The sequence below is a fragment of the Bifidobacterium sp. B4111 genome, assembly GCF_026537235.1.
In the GTDB taxonomy this organism is placed as follows: domain Bacteria; phylum Actinomycetota; class Actinomycetes; order Actinomycetales; family Bifidobacteriaceae; genus Bombiscardovia.
Genome location: NZ_JAFNMO010000002.1, coordinates 206,998 through 225,891 on the forward strand (window position 1 = coordinate 206,998; position 18,894 = coordinate 225,891).

Annotated in this window: 18 protein-coding genes and 2 tRNA genes; 6 read left to right on the top strand and 14 right to left on the bottom strand. The window is 60.5% G+C overall.

What is annotated here, in order from left to right:
• Window positions 1-13: 13 nt before the first annotated feature.
• From cydB to J3T93_RS04815, 8 genes are all read right to left on the bottom strand, one after another.
• Window positions 14-1,066 (bottom strand): cytochrome d ubiquinol oxidase subunit II, encoded by a 1,053-nt coding sequence (gene cydB / locus J3T93_RS04780; RefSeq protein ID WP_267400541.1) that lies wholly within the window; start codon window positions 1,064-1,066, stop codon window positions 14-16.
• Between the two features lie 301 nt (window positions 1,067-1,367).
• The gene (locus tag J3T93_RS04785) at window positions 1,368-2,543 is read right to left on the bottom strand and encodes an NAD(P)/FAD-dependent oxidoreductase (protein WP_267430740.1); all 1,176 of its coding nucleotides are present in this window, start codon (window positions 2,541-2,543) and stop codon (window positions 1,368-1,370) included.
• 316 nt (window positions 2,544-2,859) lie between these two features.
• A tRNA-Gln gene (locus J3T93_RS04790) sits at window positions 2,860-2,931 on the bottom strand.
• A 41-nt stretch (window positions 2,932-2,972) separates the two neighbouring features.
• Window positions 2,973-3,045, bottom strand: a tRNA-Glu gene (locus J3T93_RS04795).
• A 68-nt stretch (window positions 3,046-3,113) separates the two neighbouring features.
• Window positions 3,114-4,640, bottom strand: coding sequence for a glutamate--tRNA ligase (gene gltX / locus J3T93_RS04800; RefSeq protein WP_220236823.1), 1,527 nt, complete (start codon window positions 4,638-4,640; stop codon window positions 3,114-3,116).
• A 56-nt stretch (window positions 4,641-4,696) separates the two neighbouring features.
• A complete protein-coding gene (nrdG, locus tag J3T93_RS04805) occupies window positions 4,697-5,419 on the bottom strand; it encodes an anaerobic ribonucleoside-triphosphate reductase activating protein (protein ID WP_220236822.1) in 723 nt (240 codons plus the stop codon).
• Window positions 5,420-5,488: 69 nt separating this feature from the next.
• On the bottom strand, window positions 5,489-7,885 hold the full coding sequence (gene nrdD, locus J3T93_RS04810; RefSeq protein WP_258561586.1) for an anaerobic ribonucleoside-triphosphate reductase: 2,397 nt from the start codon (window positions 7,883-7,885) through the stop codon (window positions 5,489-5,491).
• 350 nt (window positions 7,886-8,235) lie between these two features.
• The gene (locus J3T93_RS04815) at window positions 8,236-9,240 is read right to left on the bottom strand and encodes a LacI family DNA-binding transcriptional regulator (RefSeq protein ID WP_267430741.1); all 1,005 of its coding nucleotides are present in this window, start codon (window positions 9,238-9,240) and stop codon (window positions 8,236-8,238) included.
• A 316-nt stretch (window positions 9,241-9,556) separates the two neighbouring features.
• On the opposite strand from J3T93_RS04815, the gene J3T93_RS04820 reads away from it, so the two are divergent.
• The 3 genes from J3T93_RS04820 to J3T93_RS04830 all read left to right on the top strand — a co-directional run bounded on the left by J3T93_RS04820 (window position 9,557) and on the right by J3T93_RS04830 (window position 12,630).
• Window positions 9,557-10,660 (top strand): ABC transporter substrate-binding protein, encoded by a 1,104-nt coding sequence (locus J3T93_RS04820; RefSeq protein ID WP_267430742.1) that lies wholly within the window; start codon window positions 9,557-9,559, stop codon window positions 10,658-10,660.
• Complete coding sequence (locus J3T93_RS04825; RefSeq protein ID WP_220236818.1) at window positions 10,657-11,445, top strand: ABC transporter permease; 789 nt, start codon at window positions 10,657-10,659, stop codon at window positions 11,443-11,445. Before J3T93_RS04820 ends, J3T93_RS04825 begins: the two co-directional genes overlap by 4 nt.
• Before the next feature lie 177 nt (window positions 11,446-11,622).
• Complete coding sequence (locus J3T93_RS04830; RefSeq protein ID WP_267430743.1) at window positions 11,623-12,630, top strand: DUF805 domain-containing protein; 1,008 nt, start codon at window positions 11,623-11,625, stop codon at window positions 12,628-12,630.
• A 51-nt stretch (window positions 12,631-12,681) separates the two neighbouring features.
• Here J3T93_RS04830 and J3T93_RS04835 read toward each other — a convergent pair whose 3' ends face one another.
• Both J3T93_RS04835 and J3T93_RS04840 read right to left on the bottom strand, forming a co-directional pair.
• Window positions 12,682-13,542: a hypothetical protein gene (locus J3T93_RS04835; RefSeq protein WP_267430744.1), complete on the bottom strand. Its 861-nt coding sequence runs from the start codon at window positions 13,540-13,542 to the stop codon at window positions 12,682-12,684.
• Window positions 13,543-13,623: 81 nt separating this feature from the next.
• Window positions 13,624-14,280, bottom strand: coding sequence for a histidine phosphatase family protein (locus J3T93_RS04840; RefSeq protein WP_267430745.1), 657 nt, complete (start codon window positions 14,278-14,280; stop codon window positions 13,624-13,626).
• Window positions 14,281-14,493: 213 nt separating this feature from the next.
• Between J3T93_RS04840 and J3T93_RS04845 the strand changes: the two genes are divergently transcribed.
• From J3T93_RS04845 to J3T93_RS04855, 3 genes are all read left to right on the top strand, one after another.
• Window positions 14,494-15,831, top strand: a complete 1,338-nt coding sequence (locus tag J3T93_RS04845) for an MFS transporter (RefSeq protein WP_267430746.1) — start codon at window positions 14,494-14,496, stop codon at window positions 15,829-15,831.
• A gap of 77 nt (window positions 15,832-15,908) precedes the next feature.
• Window positions 15,909-16,415: a GtrA family protein gene (locus J3T93_RS04850; RefSeq protein WP_267430747.1), complete on the top strand. Its 507-nt coding sequence runs from the start codon at window positions 15,909-15,911 to the stop codon at window positions 16,413-16,415.
• Between the two features lie 113 nt (window positions 16,416-16,528).
• Entirely contained in the window at window positions 16,529-16,876 is a 348-nt protein-coding gene (locus J3T93_RS04855; protein ID WP_267430748.1) for a phenylpyruvate tautomerase MIF-related protein, read from the top strand.
• Window positions 16,877-17,030: 154 nt separating this feature from the next.
• Here J3T93_RS04855 and rplI read toward each other — a convergent pair whose 3' ends face one another.
• The 4 genes from rplI to rpsF all read right to left on the bottom strand — a co-directional run bounded on the left by rplI (window position 17,031) and on the right by rpsF (window position 18,801).
• On the bottom strand, window positions 17,031-17,480 hold the full coding sequence (gene rplI / locus J3T93_RS04860) for a 50S ribosomal protein L9 (RefSeq protein ID WP_267430749.1): 450 nt from the start codon (window positions 17,478-17,480) through the stop codon (window positions 17,031-17,033).
• A gap of 14 nt (window positions 17,481-17,494) precedes the next feature.
• On the bottom strand, window positions 17,495-17,743 hold the full coding sequence (gene rpsR, locus J3T93_RS04865) for a 30S ribosomal protein S18 (protein ID WP_015021310.1): 249 nt from the start codon (window positions 17,741-17,743) through the stop codon (window positions 17,495-17,497).
• A 36-nt stretch (window positions 17,744-17,779) separates the two neighbouring features.
• Entirely contained in the window at window positions 17,780-18,394 is a 615-nt protein-coding gene (locus tag J3T93_RS04870; protein WP_267430750.1) for a single-stranded DNA-binding protein, read from the bottom strand.
• Between the two features lie 110 nt (window positions 18,395-18,504).
• On the bottom strand, window positions 18,505-18,801 hold the full coding sequence (gene rpsF / locus J3T93_RS04875; RefSeq protein WP_267430751.1) for a 30S ribosomal protein S6: 297 nt from the start codon (window positions 18,799-18,801) through the stop codon (window positions 18,505-18,507).
• Between the last annotated feature and the right edge of the window lie 93 nt (window positions 18,802-18,894).

Sequence of the window (18,894 nt, forward strand, 5' to 3'; positions counted from 1 at the left end):
TGCCCCTTGAATTTCAGAGGGTCTCAGCCACGGTGGCCGAAGGGGCCACAGGCGAGGTCAGATGGGCGCCATCGGTCTCCAGCCGCTTGCGCTGGATGAAGTAGCTCCAGATGAAATAGGCCAGCATGATGGGCAGGAGGATGCAAAGCACCACAGTCATGATCTTCATGGTCAGCGGAGAAGCCGAGGCATCCTGGATCAGCAGGTCGTGAGCCGGATTGTCGGCAATCATCACACGGGGGAAGAGCCCGTTGAAGATAAAGGCGATGATGGCCATCAAAGTGATGCCCGAGCAGGTGAAGGCATAGCCGCCGTGCTTCTTGAAGACAGCAAGGTGGCCTCCAATGACGGATGCCAGAATGATCACAGTGATCAGCCAGGTGGACAGGGGGCGGGCCTTGTAGAAGTCGGTGTTGAAGATGGCCAGGAGCACAAAGACGACCAGTGCCGGATAGGCGATCCAATAGGCCTTCTCGCTGACGTTGAGCATCCGGCGTGAATCCATGGCTCCAAGCTTCAGGCTCAGGAAATGCAGGCCGTGGACGAAGCTGAAGAAGACGACTGCTATGCCGCCTACCACGGAAAGCCAGTTGAACACGTCAAAGAACCCGGGCCAGGCATCGCCGTTCTTATCCATGGGAATGCCCTGGATCAGACTGGTCAGCATCATACCCAGGAAGAAGGGCGCAAATAGGGAGCCGATGAAGTTGGCCCACTGCCATACGCCACGTTCACGGCTGGTCAGTGCATGGGAGGCGAACTCGAATGAGACTCCGCGCAGGATCAGGGCGACCAGCACCAGGAAGAGCAGGATGTAATACCCCGAAAAGAGGGAGGCGTACCAGAGCGGGAAAGCCGCGAACATGGCGCCGCCGGCAGTGATCAGCCAGACCTCGTTGCCGTCCCAGTGGGGGCCGATGGCCCTCATGAAGGTGGCACGCTCATCACCATCGCGGGCCACGAACCTGGTAGCCATGCCAACGCCAAAGTCGAACCCCTCGAGCAGGAGGAACCCTGCAAAAAGCAGGCCAATGACGAAAAACCACAAACCTTGTAGGAAACTCATGCTAATGCCACTCTCCTCTCGCTCCTGCCGATCCGCATACGGGCGCGGGATCTCCGCACTCCTGGCGGAAGCCGCAGTCGGCCGGGGTTTCCGCCGGAATGAGAAGGAGCAGGAGGTAGTCAATCATATTGATGAACGCAGGGCCAATGGCAATCCTCGCCGCGAATGATCCGATCCAAGGCTGGAGCGGAACGAACATGCTTTCCGTCGCAGACCGATGCGGCGACTTCCTCGTGTCCTGAATCATGTTCGTCCTCCCCTCTTTCATCGCCTTGTCCCTTGCATTCCTTGAGACGCTGGTTCAGTTGCTCTCCAGCATGGTACGCACGTCGGCCAACTCAAGGACCGACCGCTCGTTGACGATCCACTTCAGGACCGAGACCATCCTGCCCCTGAGCTTCAGCGTCCCCATTCGGTCGATTTCGGCGACCCCGGCGTGAGGGCCAAGGGAGCACACAGTTCCTTCGCTCCGGAAGGTGAACCGCTGAGGCTCCTGCCCCCGCGTTCTGGCAAGGACATTCGCGGCCGCGGTATCAGCCTGGGCCATCGAAATCTGTGCAGTGGTTGGGTAGAGCCGACCTGACTGGGGGTCGGGAACGGCGCTCACATCACCCACCAGGAACTCCTCTGGATGCTGCTCCACCGATAGGTCATCCCTGACCACTACACGGTTGCGCTTCTGATTATACCCTGAATCGGCAATAACGTGGCTGCCACGTACGCCCGTTGTCCAAATGATCGTATGGGCCTTGAACTCCTGGTCATTGGAGACCACGGCACCTTGCTTGACCTCGGTGATAGGGGTCGAGGTGTGGAAGTTGACTCCCCGCTTGCTCAGATAATCCACAGCCCAGTCGACCAGGTCCTTGCTGAACATGGGCAGAATCTTGGGCGACGCCTCTATGCAGTCCACCTTGACCCGATCCATGGGGAAGCCCAGGCGCTTCGAAAGCTGAGGCAGCCGATAGACCAGCTCGCCCAGGTACTCGATGCTGGTGAAGCCCGCGCCACAAACCGCTATGCTCAGGTCCAGCGGATCATGGCTGGTCTGGTAGCGGGCCAGCGTCTGCTCCAATTTCCTGCGGGCTGCCAGAGCGGTGTCCACGTCCACGATGGGCCATCCATGCTCTTCGGCCCCCTTGATGCCGAAGGTTTCGGACTCGAAGCCCAGGGCGTTGACCAAGTAATCGTAGGACAGGGGATCGTGATGCTCCAGGCTCACCCGATGGCTGTCCTGATCAATGCCGACCACCTTGTCGACGATCAGTGTCACCGAATCAGGCAGAGACTTGCGCAGGTCGAAGACCACATCCGCTGGCTCCTTGGTTCCCGCCGCCAACTGGTGCAGCTGGGTGGACTCGTAGTGGTACTCATTCTGGTTGACCAGCACCACATGGGCATCCGTCTTGGCATGAGCCAGCCTCTTGACCACGCGAAGGCCCGCATAACCGGCTCCTAACACCATGATTGTCGTCATGTTCACGCACCTTTACCAAAGAAAACCGTACAATGACTCAAACACTGGGTGATGCCGCCCGATCAGCCGATGACCGGGTCCATCACTCAAACTTCTATGCTCAACGTATCAGATTCCACCATCGGAAACTCTGACATGACTGCCTGCCGGGCCTCCTCTTTTTGTTTGCTTGCTCACACCGCGGACGACTCTCATGGACACGACCGGCCGCCTCTTTGGAAACCGGAAGCATTTCTGAGAAACGCAGCAATACGCATACAAGAAGAGCGGAACATCGTTTCGATGCTCCGCTCTTGGGGACTCTGAATCCCTACTGCTGGGGTACCTGGACTCGAACCAAGAACGGATGAACCAGAATCACCTGTGTTGCCAATTACACCATACCCCAATTGGCTGTGCGACAACCGCTTGGACGATTGTCACATGTCGTACCCCCGACCGGATTTGGACCGGTGTTGGCGCCGTGAGAGGGCGTAGTCCTAGACCGCTAGACGACGGGGGCTTCACTTTTCGCCGCGTACGAACCCGGTTCAGCAGGTCAGTAGCACAACAAAAAAGAAATATACCCGCTCAGAGGTTTTGGCGCAAGTTGGCCATCCTCCGGAGTGTTGTGCTCTTGCCCAAGATCTCCAGGGACTCAAACAGGGGTGGCGAGACCCGCCTTCCCGAGACCGCCACCCTGACCGGCCCGAAGGCCAGTCGGGGCTTATAGCCGCCCTCATCCACCAGCGCCTGAGTGAGCAGGTCGTGCAGGTGATCGGTTTTCCAGTCCTGGTCGGATACATCATCCAGAGCGGCAATGGCCAGGTCCAAGACTTGTCCAGCGGAGTCCTTGAGCTGTTTACGGGCATCCGGCTGGGGCTCCAGGTAATCCTCCTTGCTGAGCAGACTGCCTACCATGCCGGAGACCTCGCCCAGCAGACGTACGCGAGGCTGGACCAGGGGGGCGGCAGCGGTCAGGATCCGCTGCTCACGATCGCTCAGGTCCTGCCAGCGCTCAGCACTCACCAGCCTGTCGCGCCTGAGGTAGGGCAAGGACCGGTTCAGGAAGTCCTGTGGCTCCAGCATGCGGATGTGCTCGGCGTTGATAGCTACTGCCTTGTCGATGTCGAAGTGGGCCGGATTGGCCTTGACATCCCGGATGTCAAAGTGCTCAACCATCTCATCCATGGAGAAGACATCCCGGTCGGGGCCAATTGACCAGCCCAGCAGGGCCAGATAGTTGAGCAGACCTTCCGGAATGAAGCCGTGCTCCCGGTGCAGAAAGAGGTTGGACTCAGGGTCGCGCTTAGACAGCTTCTTCTTGCCCTGGCCCATGACATAGGGCAGGTGCCCGAAGAGAGGCATGGCCCGGGCTATGCCCAGCTTCATCAAGTAACGGTAGAGGACGATCTGCCGGGGGGTGGAACTGAGCAGGTCCTCGCCGCGCAGGACCACATTGATGCGCATCAGGGCATCATCCACCGGATTGGTCAGAGTATAAAGCGGATCGCCGTTGGGGCGCACAATCACATAGTCGGGCACGGACCCGGCCTTGAACTCGATATGCCCGCGAATCAGGTCGTCAAAGGCGATGTCCTCGTCAGGCATGCGGATGCGCAGGGCGGGCCGCCGACCCTGGTCGCGGAAGGCCTGACGCTGCTCATTGCTCAGGTCGCGGTCATAGCCGTCGTAGCCGAAAGCCGCCGGTCGACCAGCGGCCAGGTTACGCTCCTTGATCTCCTCGGCAGTGGAATAGGACTCGTAGGCGTAGCCGGCATCCAGCAGCTGCCGGGCTACATCGCGGTAAATATCGCCACGCTCGGACTGCCGGTAGGGGCCATCCGGGCCGCCGACCTCCACACCCTCGTCCCAGTCCAGCCCCAGCCACTTGAGGGCCTCCAGAATCTGCTGGTAGCTCTCCTCGCTGTCGCGCTGGGCATCGGTGTCCTCGATGCGGAAGACGAAGGTACCGTGCGAGTGCCGGGCCTGGGCCCAGTTGAAGAGTGCGGTTCGAACCATGCCCACATGCGGGGTGCCGGTCGGCGAGGGGCAGAAGCGGACCCTCAGATCCTTGGGCAGGTCGGGTTTGGCGTCGTGATCATGCTCATCAGTCATGACACCCATTGTGCCCCGGCAAGGCGACGTAGACCAACTCAGAGCAGGAGCCGGTATCAGCCCCGCTGCTGCTCTTGCTGCCTGTCCTTGCTGTAGGTCTCCGGAATAAACCTGGTCTGGTCATGCAGCTTGGGCCAGATTACCACCTGGCCCTGCTCCAAGGAACGCGGCACATCGATGATCCGCTGGTTGTCCGAGCCTCGGAACTGGAGCAGGCTGTTCTTCCGATTCTCCAAGTAGCGTCCGTCCACCAGCACGTCAAGGTAGGAGATCAGCTGGGCCTTGTCCGGGGTCTCCCCCGGCCGGTTCAGCTCCTCCCATGTATAGCCTGTCCAGCACCAGATATCCTTCTCATGGCCGAACTCGCGCCGGATCCGCTCCGAAAGGCCGAGCAGCATGGGGGTGTTGAGCAGGGGCTCCCCGCCCAGGTAGGTGATGCCCTGCACATAGGACAGCGACAGGTCCTTGACAATGCGGTCCTCAAGCTGCTGGGTATAGGGGTGCCCGGCGCCGAAGTCCCAGATGGAAGCGTTGTAGCACCCCTGGCAACGGAAAGGGCAGCCGCTGACGTAGAGGGAGCAGCGGATCCCCTCGCCGTCGGTCATGACCAGACGCTTGTAGTCCGCCACGATTCCTCGACTAAGCCGACGGCCGTCCCACTGGCCGGCCCTGGGATTGTTGGTCAGCTCAGAGGGGATCCCTGGACCGCGCCCCTGCTCATCAGCAGCGAAGTCACGGTGGCCGCCTGTCTTTCTCATGGCTCCCTGTTTGTCCATCATCTGGTCCTCCTCATGACAATGGCGGGCCGCAAACTACCCGGCCCGCCATGTACTGCGCCTCTTCAGAGGCTATTCGGCCTTGTCGTCAAACCACTCCTTGGTGGATCCGTCCTTGAGGACCACGTGGCCGGTCTCGCCCTCCATGTGCTTGACGCGGTGGGCGATCTCCTCGTGCCTGCCGTGGACCATGGGCCGCTGGACTGGGTTGCCCAGGTAGCCGCAGGTGCGCTTGGTCACGTTGCACTTATCGGGGTCGTCATTGCCGCATTCGGGGCATTTGAAGCCCTCCTCAGTGGGCTCGAAGTCGCCCTCGTAGCCGCAGACGAAGCAGTGGTCGATGGGGGTGTTGGTGCCCAGGTAGCCGATGCCGATGTCGTAGGCATAGTCCCAGACCGCCTCCAGGGCCTTGGGGTTCTGCTGCATGGATGGGAACTCGCAGTAGTTGATGAACCCGCCCGAGGCCAGGTAAGGGAAGTCCCGCTCGTAGCTGAGCTTCTCCATGGGCGTGGGCCGCAGCCAGACCGGGTAGTGGAAGCTGTTGGTGTAGAAGTCGTGGTCGGTGACGCCGTCGACTACGCCGAACTTCTCCTTGTCCATCCGTGCGAAGCGGTCAGTCAGCGACTCGGCCGGAGTGGAGTAGACCGAATAGTGGTACCCCTCAGCCTTCTCCCACTGCTTGCAGAGCTGGTTCATCCGGCGCACAATGCTTAGGGCGAACTCCTTGCCATCCGGATCCCAGGAGTGGTCCTTCATCCAGTCCTTGCCGTAGAAGACGCTGGTGGCCTCATAGAGTCCGATGTAGCCCAAGGAAACAGTGGAGCGGCTGTTGCGGAAGAGGGTGTCTACGCTGTCGGTGGGCTTCAGCCTGCCGAAGGCGCCGTACTGGTAGAGGGTGGGGGCGTTGATGGGCGTGGCCTGCTTGCAGCGCATGATGCGGAACTGCAGAGCATGGTGGGCCACCTCCATACGCTGGTCAAAGATCTTCCAGAAGCGGTCCTTGTCGCCGCGGGACTCCAGAGCGATGCGGGGGATGTTGACGGTCACGACACCAAGATTCATGCGACCGTCCTCTTCGTCCTCGCCCGTCTCGGGATTGGTCCAGGCCTGCAGGAAGGAGCGGCAGCCCATGGGGGCCTTGAAGGAGCCGGTGATCTTGACCAAATTCTCGTAGAAGACCACGTCAGGGTACATGCGCTTGGTCGAGCACTCCAGAGCCAGCTGCTTCATGTCGTAGTTGGGATCGCCCTCGTCCGCGTTCAGCCCATGCTTGATGGTGAAGACCAGCTTGGGGAAGATGGCGGTGTGGCGGTCCTTGCCCAGTCCGCGGATGCGAATCAGGAAGATGGCCCGCTGAATCTCCCTGGCGAACCAAGAGGTGCCCAGGCCGAAGCCCACAGTGACGAAGGGTGTCTGACCATTGGAGACACGGTTGGAGTTGATCTGGTACTCCATGGTCTGCATGGCATCGTAGATGTTCTTGCGAGTCAAGATCTTGGCATAGACCTGACGCAGCCGAACAATCTGCGGAGCGTCCAGATCGAAGGGGGCGTCCTCGCCAATGGGAGCACGATCGTCCAAGTGGAGCCAGTCAGCTTCCCGGGCCTTGAGGCCGCGGACGACATCCTTGGCCACGTCGATAGGCTCCTCGTCCGGCAGAACAGCCTCAGCCATGGAATAGTTCTTCTTGTAGTCCAGACGCGCATACCTGTCCAGCATCTCGTCACAACGGTTGACGGTCTGACCGCCGTACTGGGAGCCGGCAATGTCCTTGATGATCTGGGTGATCTGCGTAGCAGCGGTGCCGATGGACTTGGGCGAGTCCATCATGGCGTTGCCCAGCTCGAAACCATGGGCCAGCATGTCACCGAAGTCAGGCAGGGAGCAGTTGGTCTCAGCAGTAAAGGGCGAGTAGTCCGCGTCGTGGAAGTGGATGTCGCCCTTCATGTGGGCGTTGGAGACATCCTTGGGCAGCATGGCGAAGGCCGAGGCCTTGGATACCGCGCCGGCCAGCAGGTCGCGCTGGGTGGCGTAGACGTTGGCGTCCTTGTTGGCGTTCTCGCGCACCAGAGTCTCGTCCTTGCTGGTCAGACGATGAACGGCCTCATTGACATCAGTGGCCTTGGCCCGCTGAATGTCACGGTCAAGACGGTAGGAGGTATAGGAGCGAGCAATCTCGTAAAGATGGGCATTGACCAGGGCATGCTCGACCAGGGTCTGGATGTCCTCGATCTTGACTGGGTTGGTGTAGCGATCAGTGATCTCGGACTGGACGGTCAGGGCCATACCCCGGATCTGCTGGCGATCCTCAGGACTGACCTCGTGCTTGACATCCTTGAAAGCAGCTTCGATGGCGTTCATGATGTTGACAGGATCAAAATCGACGATCCGGCCGTCGCGCTTCTCGACCAGAATGCCGTCAACAGCATCGCGATCCGAAATGCCACGCTCCTTCACGCTATCGGTCATGACCTCAGTATCCATCGTCACTCCTCATACGGTTGTCATACGGTTACTCATGTGCGCTTGCTTTGGCGTTCCCGAATTCCATACCGGGAACAGCGAATCACATGTATGTCATTTTTGCTGACAGGACTTACTCTATCACGTCGTGACCACCATATGTAGTGTCTGATGATGATTCGTTTCCTACATTTAGTTGTTCCCGTGTTTGGTGGACTAAGTCACCAACAGCGGGGTCTGGACAAGGGCTGCAAATGGCCGAAGAGCCATCGGGGGATCATCTACAGGGACGACGCAGCCGCCCGACACGCACACATTTTGCCCAGCCCCGACCCCTGCACCAAGCAGGAACAGACCTAAGCCAACAGACCCCGCGGCACAAAGAGGGTCTGGGTGCGCAGGCGGCGATCCATGCTCATGCCCTCCGGGGCCTGCCGCCCCGACTCGATCATGGACAGGAGCATGTCAACCCCCTGGCGACCCATGCGGTCCACCTGCTGGGAGATGACCGACACCTGAGGACTGATCAGTTGGAAGACCTCCAGGTCGTCGAAAGAGACCAAGGGCACTCGCGAGCGCTGGTCGCCGTCCCACTCCATAGCAACGGCCTTGATGGCATCGGCAGAGTAGCCGAAGATAACGGCGTCCACCCCCTGACCAAGCAGGTGGCGCATGGTCGCAGCCGCCCGGGGGCGATCCTCGAAACCTTGGCGGACCACCAATCCCGTCAGCCCCTGACAGGCATCCACACCGGCCAGAAAAGCCTGCTCGCGCTCGCGGAAGGTATAGGAGCGACTCTCTGGGCCCGGGACGAAAGCCACTCGTCTGCAGCCCCTTGCTACTAGAGCATCCAAGGCTGCCTCCAGGCCAGGCACCGGGTCAGAATCCACCAGAGGAACACCGGGCAGGGTCCGGTCGGGACGGTCTACGAAGACCACAGGAAATTCCCTTGCCAACATGGTGCGAAGCATGGGCGAGGTGGGTCCGTCAGGCACGACCAGAACACCGTCCATATGCCGAGACAGAAGGATGCGGTAATAGTCCTCCTGCCTGCTGGCTTGGCAAGAGGACACGCCGATCAGGGGCGCGTAGCCTGCCGAGTAGAGCTGGTCCTGGACGGCGTAGACCAGCTCAGAGAAATAAGGGTTGCGAATGTCGGGGACCAGCAGACCTACGGCATGCGAGCGCGAGGATCGCATGGAACGGGCTCGACTGTCAGGGATGTAGCCCAGCTCCATGGCCGCCCTGCGAACCCTGTCCTTGGTAGGCGGGGAGATGCGCCCCTTGTTATTGAGCGCCTGGGAGACCGTGGATACGGACATGCCCGCTTGCTTGGCCACATCACTGATGGTCACCGACATGGGAACCCTCTCCGTCGAACCCTACCGAAATCGGTTGTCTTGCTCCTGACGAGACCGACAGCAGCCGGCCCGCGCGGACCTCTCGTGAGCCTCCAGTATACGGGCAAATGATGCAACCTTTCATCACGGCAAGGCAGGACCGGCTGGGTTGGACTAGAGTGGTCTTGTTCGCGCGGCTGGTGGCAGCAGCCGTGACACACATCGCAGAATTCCATCGGTCAAGACCGTACCGGATCGTCGCGCGGGCTCCTCACCTTCCCGTAGCGGCCCCGACGCGGATGGGCACCAGGAGTGCCGGAGAGGCAAGGTGACAGTGATGAGCATGTCGGGGAACAGAGGCTCCAGGAGAATTCCCGGCCACAAACTGATCATGCGGGCGCTCGCCCTGGTAGCTGCGCTCTGCATGGCAGCTACGAGCGCAGCCTGCGGTGCCAAGGGGGCAGAGAACAAGGCCGATGACGGCTCCAGGCTCTCCTTCATGCTGGACTGGACGCCCAACACCAATCATGTAGGCATCTACGTGGCCCGACACCTAGGCTACTTCGACAAGGCCGACCTGAAGCTGACCATCCTGCCGACGGCCCAGGCAGGAGCCGAGACCTCCGTTCAGAACGGGGTCGCCGACGTAGGCTTCTCCAAGCTGAGCAACCTGGCCACCTTCAACTCCCAGGGAGCCGACCTGCGGCAGGTCTTCAACATAGGCCAGCATTCCGTGGCGCGCTGGTGCTCGCTGGCCTCGCGCACCGACATCCAGACCCCCAAGGACTTCGACGGCAAAACTTTCGTCAGCTTCGGCTCGGCTGAACAGACGGCCGTAGTCAAGCAGATGATCCGCTACGCAGGAGGCAAGGGCGACTTCAAGCGGGTGACCAGCGGCACCAACACCTTCGCCACACTGACCAGCGGCAAGGGCGACTTCGCCGGCTTCTACGCCAATTGGGAAGGCGTGCAGAGCGAGCTCAAGGGCCCAGCCCTGCACTGCTTCACCCAGGCCGACTGGGGAGTGCCCGGCAACCCCGACCAACTGGGCTTCGTGGTCAAAAATTCCTGGCTGCGGCAGGCCGGCCACCGTCGCGCCTTGACGGCATTCGTCAAGGCCTGCCTGAAGGGCTACGACTACGCCCTGAGCCATCCCGACCAGGCGGCGGACATCCTGGTCAGGGAGACCAAGGGATCGGCCATCGACCCGACCCTGGCCAAACGCTCCATGGAGAGCATCGTCAAGGAAGGGTACTGGGTCGACAGCCCGGAGCAAAAGAGCATCAGCGGGCTGATCAACGTCAAGGATGCCCAGGACTATCTGGACTTCCAATTCAAGGCGGGCACCTACCGGGATGCCAAGAAGGGCGACCCCAACAAGGCCCCTCGGGCCACGGACCTGTGGACCGATCGCTACGTCCGGGAAGCAGCTGGTCGATGAGGGTGCGGAAGCAGGGCAGAGCCCGGGCGTTGCCTCCGACCCTCACCCTGCTGGCGCTCCTGATCATCTGGGAGCTAGCTGCCCGGCTGGGCGGAGTCAGTGAACAGGTTCTACCAGCGCCCAGCCGGGTCCTGGCTGCCACAGTGCAATCCCGGGAGGACCTGCTGCCCGCCACCGCTATCACCCTCCTTGAAGGCCTGCTGGGCTTCCTCCTGGCCTCGGTCCTGGGAATAGTGATCGGCCTGGCACTCTACCGCTGGCGAACTCTGCACGACGCCCTCTACCCCCTGATCGCCGGCGCCCAGATGATCCCGCTGATCACCGTCGCCCCCCTGTTCGTTATCTGGTTCGGATTCGAGCCCCTGGGCAAGGTAGTCATCGTGGCCGTCTTCGCCCTCTTTCCCATCGTGGTCCAGACCTACCGGGGCCTCAAGTCCGTACCCCGCTTCTACCAGGACGTGGCGCTGAACTGCGGGGCAACTCGAATATGGACCCTCTTGCATGTCAAATTGAGAGTGGCCGCAGGACAGATCTTCGGCGGCCTGCGCATCAGCGCCGCCTATGTTTTCGCCACCGCGGCCACCTCGGAGTATCTGGGCGCCAGAAACGGCCTGGGCATATGGCTGCAATCGGCCTTCAACTCATTTAGAACTCCACTGATCTTCTCGGCCACCCTGGTCATCATCCTGCTGACCGCCCTCCTGCTGGGCCTGATCACCCTGACCGAACGGCTGCTTCTGGGCGATGCCAGCGACGATCATATGGTCAATCCGGACGACGAGTGAACCGCCCTGCAACAGCAAACATACCGAATCCGACAAACCAGCCCGAGGGAATATGACGAGTCCTCCATCCCCTGCACTACCCATGACTGGCAAGCAGAAGAAATGGCCTGCCATAATAGGAACATACAGAAGAATCAGATCCGGAATAATCAACAGAAGATGAGAGGGACAATATCGATGAGCTATCCAGATGATACGAACAACGGGGGCCGGAGCCCCAATGACCAGGGTTCGGCCAACGGCTGGCCCCAGAACGATCTGGCAGACGGAACCGCCTCAGGACCCACGGCTTACCTGAATCAGCCTCAACCAGGACAATCCGGCTATGCACAGCCAGCTTCGGATCAGAGCGACATCTACCATCCGATCAGCGAAGTCCAAAGACCTGCCGACGACCACCGCCAGGAACAGGCCTACCAAGAGCGGCCATATCGTCAGCAGCCGGGCTCCAACCAACAACAGCCCTATGGCCAGCAGTACTATGGACAACAGCAGGCGCCCTATGGCCAAGTTCCGAATCCCGACCAGGCCAATGGTCGGCCCAATGGCACACCCCCGCCGTCCGGCTATGCATCGGGCAACCCTTATCAGACACCCAAGGGTTGGTCGCAGGCAGGCTACCAATCGGGGTATCAAGCAGGCCAACAGCCCGGGCCTCAGATTCCACAGTATCCGGCTTACCCCTATGCGGATGCCGGATTCAATGGCGAGCCGCCACTGAACGCACCCTGGTACGGCATTGACTTCGTAAGTGCCTGCAAGCGTTTCTTCGTCAAATATGTGGTCTTCTCCGGAAGGGCCTCCCGTGGGGAATATTGGTGGTCTGTTCTCATGGTCTTCCTCATCAACTTAGCGCTCTCGCTCATCACCTCAGAATTCTTCTTTGTGGGACGGATCCTGTCCCTCCTGGTTACCCTTGGATTTTTCATACCGAATCTGGCAGTGGGCATACGGCGACTTCACGACACCAACCTGTCCGGTTTCTGGATACTCCTGCCCTTCGTAAGCGAGCTGGTGGGCGGCATCCCTCTGGTCTTCGCCATCATAGCTATTGTAGACGGGCACCCGGGATCCTCGCTCTCCCTGCTTGGCTTAGGCGCATTGATCATGATCGCCGGAGCCGTCGCCGGGATCATTCTGCTGGCCCGGCCCAGCGATCCACGAGGAGCCCGTTTCGACCGCTGAATCCACCCTTCCCTTCGCCTTGACCGATGCCAAGGCGAAGGGAAGAAATTCTTAAAGCTCCACAGGAGGCTTGTTGAGGTCCTCGGGCACATGGGCGAACTTGGCCTGCAGAGCCTCTCGACTCTTGCGCTCATCATCCTCCTTGGCCCTGCGCTTGGCCTCCTCGGGATCCCAGAGCACCTCCTGGCGATGGCGGTCCCACTCAGCGCCCACTAGAGGGGCCAGCAGATCGGCGAAAGCCTCGGGATCCTTCAGCAATCCCAGGGCGTGGACGACATCCTCGTCAGACACGAAAGCCCGGGGAATGCCCAGTCGCTCGTTGAACTCATTGACATAGACCAGGATTGGCGCGGCGGTCGCAGCATGGCCAGGGTCAGCGCCTGCACGCTGAAGCAGATCACGGCAGATCTCCAGACTCGTAGCAAGGGCCTGGGCCACTCCCTCCTTGTCCTGAGAAGATTCGGAAAATTTGTTCTGATCCTGCAGGGACTGCTCGGCCTTGGCCACTCCGGCAGCCACATCCTGCTGCCGGGCCTGGTCCCAGCCGCTGCCCAAAGTGTCAGCCAAATCCGCAAGCGCCTTGGACTGGTCGCCCTGCGCCTGTGCAGCCGCCTCGATGGCGTCATTGGCCGCCATGAGGGCATCCACCAGCTCCTGAGGACGTCCGGGGATGTCCTCAGCGCCCTCATAGACGTATTCAGCGTCAGGGATAGTCACATCCTCACCCGTCATCAGCTGTGCCAGCACCATGCTGATGCGCACCTGCAGGTCCTCCGCATACTTGGCGTCGTTGGCCAGATGCTCGGCCTTTGTCAAGGGCCAAAGGTCCACCAGCCTGGCCCCCTGTTCAGCTGCCTCAGCCACGGCGGGCCGTCCGCTTATCGACTCCGCGCTCGATTGCACATCCACCATGATCATCACGCTCCTTCATCGGGTTCTCGGACAATCTTCCACGACAGTATCCCCTGTCATCCTAGGCCGCTCAAGCGGTCTTCACACGCCTGCCGCCGGGTTTGCATAGGCGATTCCCAGCACTTTGCCAGTAGCGCAGTCAAGGGTGATAGAGGTCACCGAGGCCAGGGCAGCGGCCCGGAGGAGCATATTGTGCTCGGGATGGCCGGTCTCCAAGAGGTGGCGATACGACCAGATGGGCGACTCATGTGAAACAGCCAGAACCTGTGCATCAGGATGGCTGCGGACCACCTGCCGGACAAATTCCCCCACTCGCCGGGCGATCTGCCGATAGGACTCCCCCCAGCTGGGACGGCGTAGATCCAGAATCAGCCTCAGGTTGGAGGGCCGCCAGAGGGCCCCCTGCCCGTGGCCGATGCGCTTGCCCCGGAATTCGTTGTCGGCCTCAATCAGACGACGATCGTACCTAGGCTCCAACGGTTTCAAACCGTGCTGGACACGGGCGGGGTTGATCTGCTCAAGCAGGATGGCCGTAGTCTCCCTGGTCCTGTCCAGCGGAGAGGAGTAGACGGCTTCCAGATCGCGCATGCCGGGAGCGTCGGCCATAAAGCGGGCCGTCGCCTCGACCATGGCCCTGCCTCTGTCAGACAAGTGGAATCCCGGCAATCGCTCATAGAGAATATGATCGGGATTATCAACCTGGCCATGACGGACGAAATGAATGGTCGTCGCAGGCACGACCCACCTCCCAAACTCCCCGGCGAGCCTCATCAGTGGCCATGACGGAGGGTAGAATTATCAGTATCCCAATGGCACCCGTCAGGTGCCGATATGGTTACCACTGTAGCAGTCCCCCCAGCAGCCTCACATCCCTTCATACGTGGGGAAGGTCCTGAGGAAAACATGCTTCGGGACCGTGCAAACACCCTAGGAAAGCGAGACGAACAGCCCATGCCACGGCAATTGAAGGCAGCTCTGGTCGAAGCCGGCCGCAGGGTCTTCGGAGGATACTCGGCGCTCCTGCAACTGCCTCACACGGCACAGTTCGCAGTGGGGTCGGTCATTGCCTCCATGCCCTTCCCCATGGTGGGCATGACCATCACCATCTCGGTGCAGCACTACTACGGCAGTTATGCCCTGGCCGGCGCCCTGACCGCCATCCAGGCCGTGGCCCTGGCCCTAGTCAGCCCAATGCTGGGCAAGATGGTCGACAAGTTTGGCCAGCGACAGGTTTCCATCCCCACGGTTCTGGTCTGGATCGTGACCGCCACGGTCCTGATCACGGCCATCACCGCCCATGCTCCCACCTGGGTGCTCTACCTGGCCACCCCCTTCATGGCGGCCATTCCGCCATGGGGAGCCATGAGCCGCAGCCGGTGGACGCATCTGCTTCGTGGCGACCATCGAGCCACCAGCCAGGCCCTGTCCCTGTCTGGGGTCTTCGACGAGGCCATGTGGGTGATCGGCAACCCGCTGGCTTCCATCCTGGCGGTCATTTCGGGCGTGTTGGCCTTCTCCTTCACTGGGATCTGCGTACTGGTGGGAGCCTTTATGTTCCTCTCCTGCAAAGAAACCGAGCCGCCCTCGCAGACGGACATGGCCCGCGCCCAAGGCATCACCCGCAAAGAGTACCGAGAACGACAAGCTCAGCAGGTGGCTCGTCTGCGGGCCCAGGAGGGCGGGCACAGCCGCAGCGGCGCCTTCTGGAGCGCTGGCATGATCGCCGTCTGCGCCACCTGGTTCGGCCTGGGAGCTTTTCAGAGCGCAGCGTCCATCTCCATCATCGCCTTCGCCACAGAGCAAGGGATGAAGCAGATGACCGGGTTCGTCTTCGCCTGCTTCTCCTTCAGCTCCCTAGTCGGCGCCCTGCTTTACGGGGCCAAGAACTGGACTATTCCACTCTGGAAGCGTTTCTACTTCTGCCTGCTGGTAGTCAACCTAGGTATCGGAACCTTCATGTTTGCCAGGAATCTGTGGACCATCATGGTCATCTACCTGATCATCGGCGTCTGCCAGGCACCCACCTGGATCAACGGCAACCAGCTCATGCTCCACCTGGTGCCGCCCATCCGCTTTACCGAAGGCATGGCTTGGCTGAGCGCCATGAATTCGATCGGATCCTCGGCGGGTTCGGCTGTGGCCGGGCAGTTCATCGACCGTTACGGATCCCAAGGCGGGTTCGGGGTGGTCACTACTCTGGCTCTGACCTCGCTGGCCATCGCCTTTGTGGGCTTCCGTCAAATCCGCAACAGCACCGAGGACCCCATACTGACCGAGCTGCCTGCCTAAGGCCATAACGTAAGGCTTTTGCGCACAAGCGGCTCCTGGTACACCACCAGCGAGGAGGAATGATTGAATAGACTACCGTGCGTAGATTAATCGGACAGCTGCTCAAGTTCGGCATCGTGGGCATCATCGCCTTCCTGATCGACATCGGCATCATGAATCTGCTGATCATGGGGCCGCACCTGAACAATGTCCTGGCCGGAGCCATCTCCTTCCTGATCTCACTGGTCTTCAACTACCTGGCCAGCATGCGCTACGTCTTCAAGCATCGGGAAGACATGGCCCGGTGGATGGAAATGACGGTCTTCCTGGTCTCCTCGGTCATCGGCCTGGGGATCAACGAAGTAATCCTGTGGACAGGCACTGCCATGCTGCCCCCGGATGCCATCACCACCATGCACGCCCGCTACCTGCTCTATTCAAACATCGCGAAGATCACAGCCACCGTGGTGGTGTCCATCTGGAACTTCCTGATCCGCAAGTGGCTGCTGGACGCGCCCGCGTCTGGCAAGCCGGTCAACCCACGTTCAGTGGCTCACCGTTTGGGCGCCTGGTCCCTGCGTCACCGGCCCTTCGGCTGGCGCTGAGCTCATCAATCTGGTCGAGGCTACTATGGAGAAGAAAGTATAGTCAGCTATCCGCCAGGCGGGCCGAATCGTCTTGATTGGGTCATGGCCGGACGGACCGGAAAGGAAGCGCCATGCCCGTCATCCACACTCACGTAAGCACACCCCTTACTGCCGAACAGCGCAATCGGATCAAGACCGCCTACGGCAAGGCCATCACCGCTGTCCCCGGTAAGTCTGAGGGCTGGCTCATGTGCCCCTTCGAGTCGGACATGCCCATCTACTTCGGTGGTGATGACAGCAAGCCCGCAGCCTATGTCGAGGTCAACGTCTTCGGCAGCGCTGTCCCCAAGTCCGCCTGGGAAAGCCTGACCAAGACCATCATGGACACACTGGAATCAGAGCTGTCCATCCCCAAGGACCGCACCTACATTCGCTACACGGCCACTACCGACTGGGGTTGGAACGGCGGCAACTTCTAGAGCAGGCAATCCCCTGCAAGGCATAAGGAGGCCTTCCCGCGCATATACCTGCTGCGGGAAGGCCTCCTGCTTAAGCCCGGATCCCTATTCCGAAGGATCGTTAAGGGATGATCGGGGTCAACGGATTGAAGATGGCCGTTGACCCCAGGATTTGCTACTCTGCGACAACCTTGACCGTAAAAGCAGCCGAGATCTCGGGATGCAGGGCCACAGTTGCCGGGAATTCGCCAGTGGTCTTGATGGTCTCCACGGAGATAGCGCGGGGATCGACGTCAGCCAAGGGGCGAAGAGCCTGGGCGATGGCATCGCTGGAGATGCCGCCGAAGAGCTTGCCCGAATCGGACACCTTGGCTGTGATCTCGACGGTCTGCCCATCGATGGCAGCCTTGGCAGCCACGGCATCCTCACGGGTGGCCATGGACTTGGCTCGACGGGCCCGCTGCAGGGACTCGATCTGCGCAGCAGCGCCCTTGGACCAGGCGAAAGCCAGTCCCTGGGGGATAAGGAAGTTGCGCGCATAACCGGGCTTGACCCCGACAACGTCACCTTTGTGACCCAGATCGGTTACGGTATCGGTCAGAATAACCTTGGTTTCCTTTGCCATAATCCGGACCTCCCTCAGCGACCGTTGGTGGCGTAGGGCAGCAGGGCCATCTCGCGGGCGTTCTTGATGGCCTTGGAAATCTCGCGCTGCTCCTGGACGGTGACGCCGGTGATACGGCGGGAACGGATCTTGCCGCGGTCAGAGATGAACTTGCGCAGCAGAGCCACATCCTTGTAATCAATGGTATGAATCTTGGCAGCCCTCAGAGGATTCGGCTTCTTCTTGAAGGGCTTGACCGGCGGTTGCGGCCTCTTGCGTGACATATGTTCTCCTTAAATGAATGATGACGCTATGAAACTTCAGAATTCGGGTTCGTCCCCGGAACCACCGAACTCGCCGGTGGACCCGAAGGATCCGAAGGAATCGCTGGACCCGGTCGATGACCAGGGATCCTGAGCAGGGGCCTGCTGGTTCTGCGCTGGCTGCTGACGACCCATAGGAGCCGATGCCGCGCCGGCGCCACCCTGGTAGGAAGCCCCACCCTGGTAGCCGCCATTGGCGGATCCTGCGAAACCACGGGATCCACCGCCACCAGTGTTGGAGTTCCTAGTGACCTGGGCGGTGTTCCGTGTCAGTGCGGGTCCAATCTCGTCCAGACGCAGCTCCACGACCGTGCGGTTATTGCCCTCACGATCCTGATAGGAGCGCTGCACCAGACGACCCTGAGCGATCACCCTCATGCCCTTGGCCAGACTGGCCTGGATGTTCGAGGCCATGGGACTGTAGGTGGAATCCCAGGCCGAGCAACGCATGAAGAGCGAGTCGCCGTCCTCCCACTGCCCCGAGTTCCTGTTGAACTGCCTGGGCGTGGACGCGATGGTCAGGTTGGCCACCGTGCCTCCGTTGGAGGTCGTACGCACCTCCGGATCCGCAGTGAGATTACCCACTACGGTGATATACGTATCTCCCGCCATGTCACGACCTTTCCTCTTGCCGGAGACCCTGGATGGTTTGCCATCGCGCGGTTCCCGGGCCCACGATGGACGTGTGCCCCGAAGGGCTCGTCAACGCCTGATAGCCGTCTTTATTTGGCCTCCTTACGAAGGATCTTCGTGCGAATGATGGATTCGTTCAGGTTGAGGACACGGTCGAGCTCGGAGCTGACAGCCGGCTCGCAGCTGTACTCGACGACCACGTAGTTGCCCTCGGTGTTCTTGTCGATCTCGTAGGCCAGCTTGCGACGGCCCCAAATGTCGATATTGTCGACGGACCCGCCTTCCTTGGTGACCACCTCGAGATACTGATCAGTCAGCTTCTTCAGGGATCGCTCATCCAGGCTCGGATCAGCAATGAACATCATTTCATACTTGTGCGCAGACATCACCCACCTCCTTTGGACCTAACGGTCACGGACTTTCCGTGACAGGAGGGTGTAGCACCAACATTGAAGTCGCAGTATTCGCTAAGAATATGA

Coding starts and splice junctions, on each gene's coding strand:
- cydB (WP_267400541.1), bottom strand. CDS start 1,066: ATGAGTTTCCTACAAGGTTTGTGGTTTTTCGTCATTGGCCTGCTTTTT.
- J3T93_RS04785 (WP_267430740.1), bottom strand. CDS start 2,543: ATGACGACAATCATGGTGTTAGGAGCCGGTTATGCGGGCCTTCGCGTG.
- gltX (WP_220236823.1), bottom strand. CDS start 4,640: ATGACTGATGAGCATGATCACGACGCCAAACCCGACCTGCCCAAGGAT.
- nrdG (WP_220236822.1), bottom strand. CDS start 5,419: ATGATGGACAAACAGGGAGCCATGAGAAAGACAGGCGGCCACCGTGAC.
- nrdD (WP_258561586.1), bottom strand. CDS start 7,885: ATGACCGATAGCGTGAAGGAGCGTGGCATTTCGGATCGCGATGCTGTT.
- J3T93_RS04815 (WP_267430741.1), bottom strand. CDS start 9,240: ATGTCGGTGACCATCAGTGATGTGGCCAAGCAAGCGGGCATGTCCGTA.
- J3T93_RS04820 (WP_267430742.1), top strand. CDS start 9,557: ATGAGCATGTCGGGGAACAGAGGCTCCAGGAGAATTCCCGGCCACAAA.
- J3T93_RS04825 (WP_220236818.1), top strand. CDS start 10,657: ATGAGGGTGCGGAAGCAGGGCAGAGCCCGGGCGTTGCCTCCGACCCTC.
- J3T93_RS04830 (WP_267430743.1), top strand. CDS start 11,623: ATGAGCTATCCAGATGATACGAACAACGGGGGCCGGAGCCCCAATGAC.
- J3T93_RS04835 (WP_267430744.1), bottom strand. CDS start 13,542: ATGGTGGATGTGCAATCGAGCGCGGAGTCGATAAGCGGACGGCCCGCC.
- J3T93_RS04845 (WP_267430746.1), top strand. CDS start 14,494: ATGCCACGGCAATTGAAGGCAGCTCTGGTCGAAGCCGGCCGCAGGGTC.
- J3T93_RS04855 (WP_267430748.1), top strand. CDS start 16,529: ATGCCCGTCATCCACACTCACGTAAGCACACCCCTTACTGCCGAACAG.
- rplI (WP_267430749.1), bottom strand. CDS start 17,480: ATGGCAAAGGAAACCAAGGTTATTCTGACCGATACCGTAACCGATCTG.
- rpsR (WP_015021310.1), bottom strand. CDS start 17,743: ATGTCACGCAAGAGGCCGCAACCGCCGGTCAAGCCCTTCAAGAAGAAG.
- J3T93_RS04870 (WP_267430750.1), bottom strand. CDS start 18,394: ATGGCGGGAGATACGTATATCACCGTAGTGGGTAATCTCACTGCGGAT.
- rpsF (WP_267430751.1), bottom strand. CDS start 18,801: ATGTCTGCGCACAAGTATGAAATGATGTTCATTGCTGATCCGAGCCTG.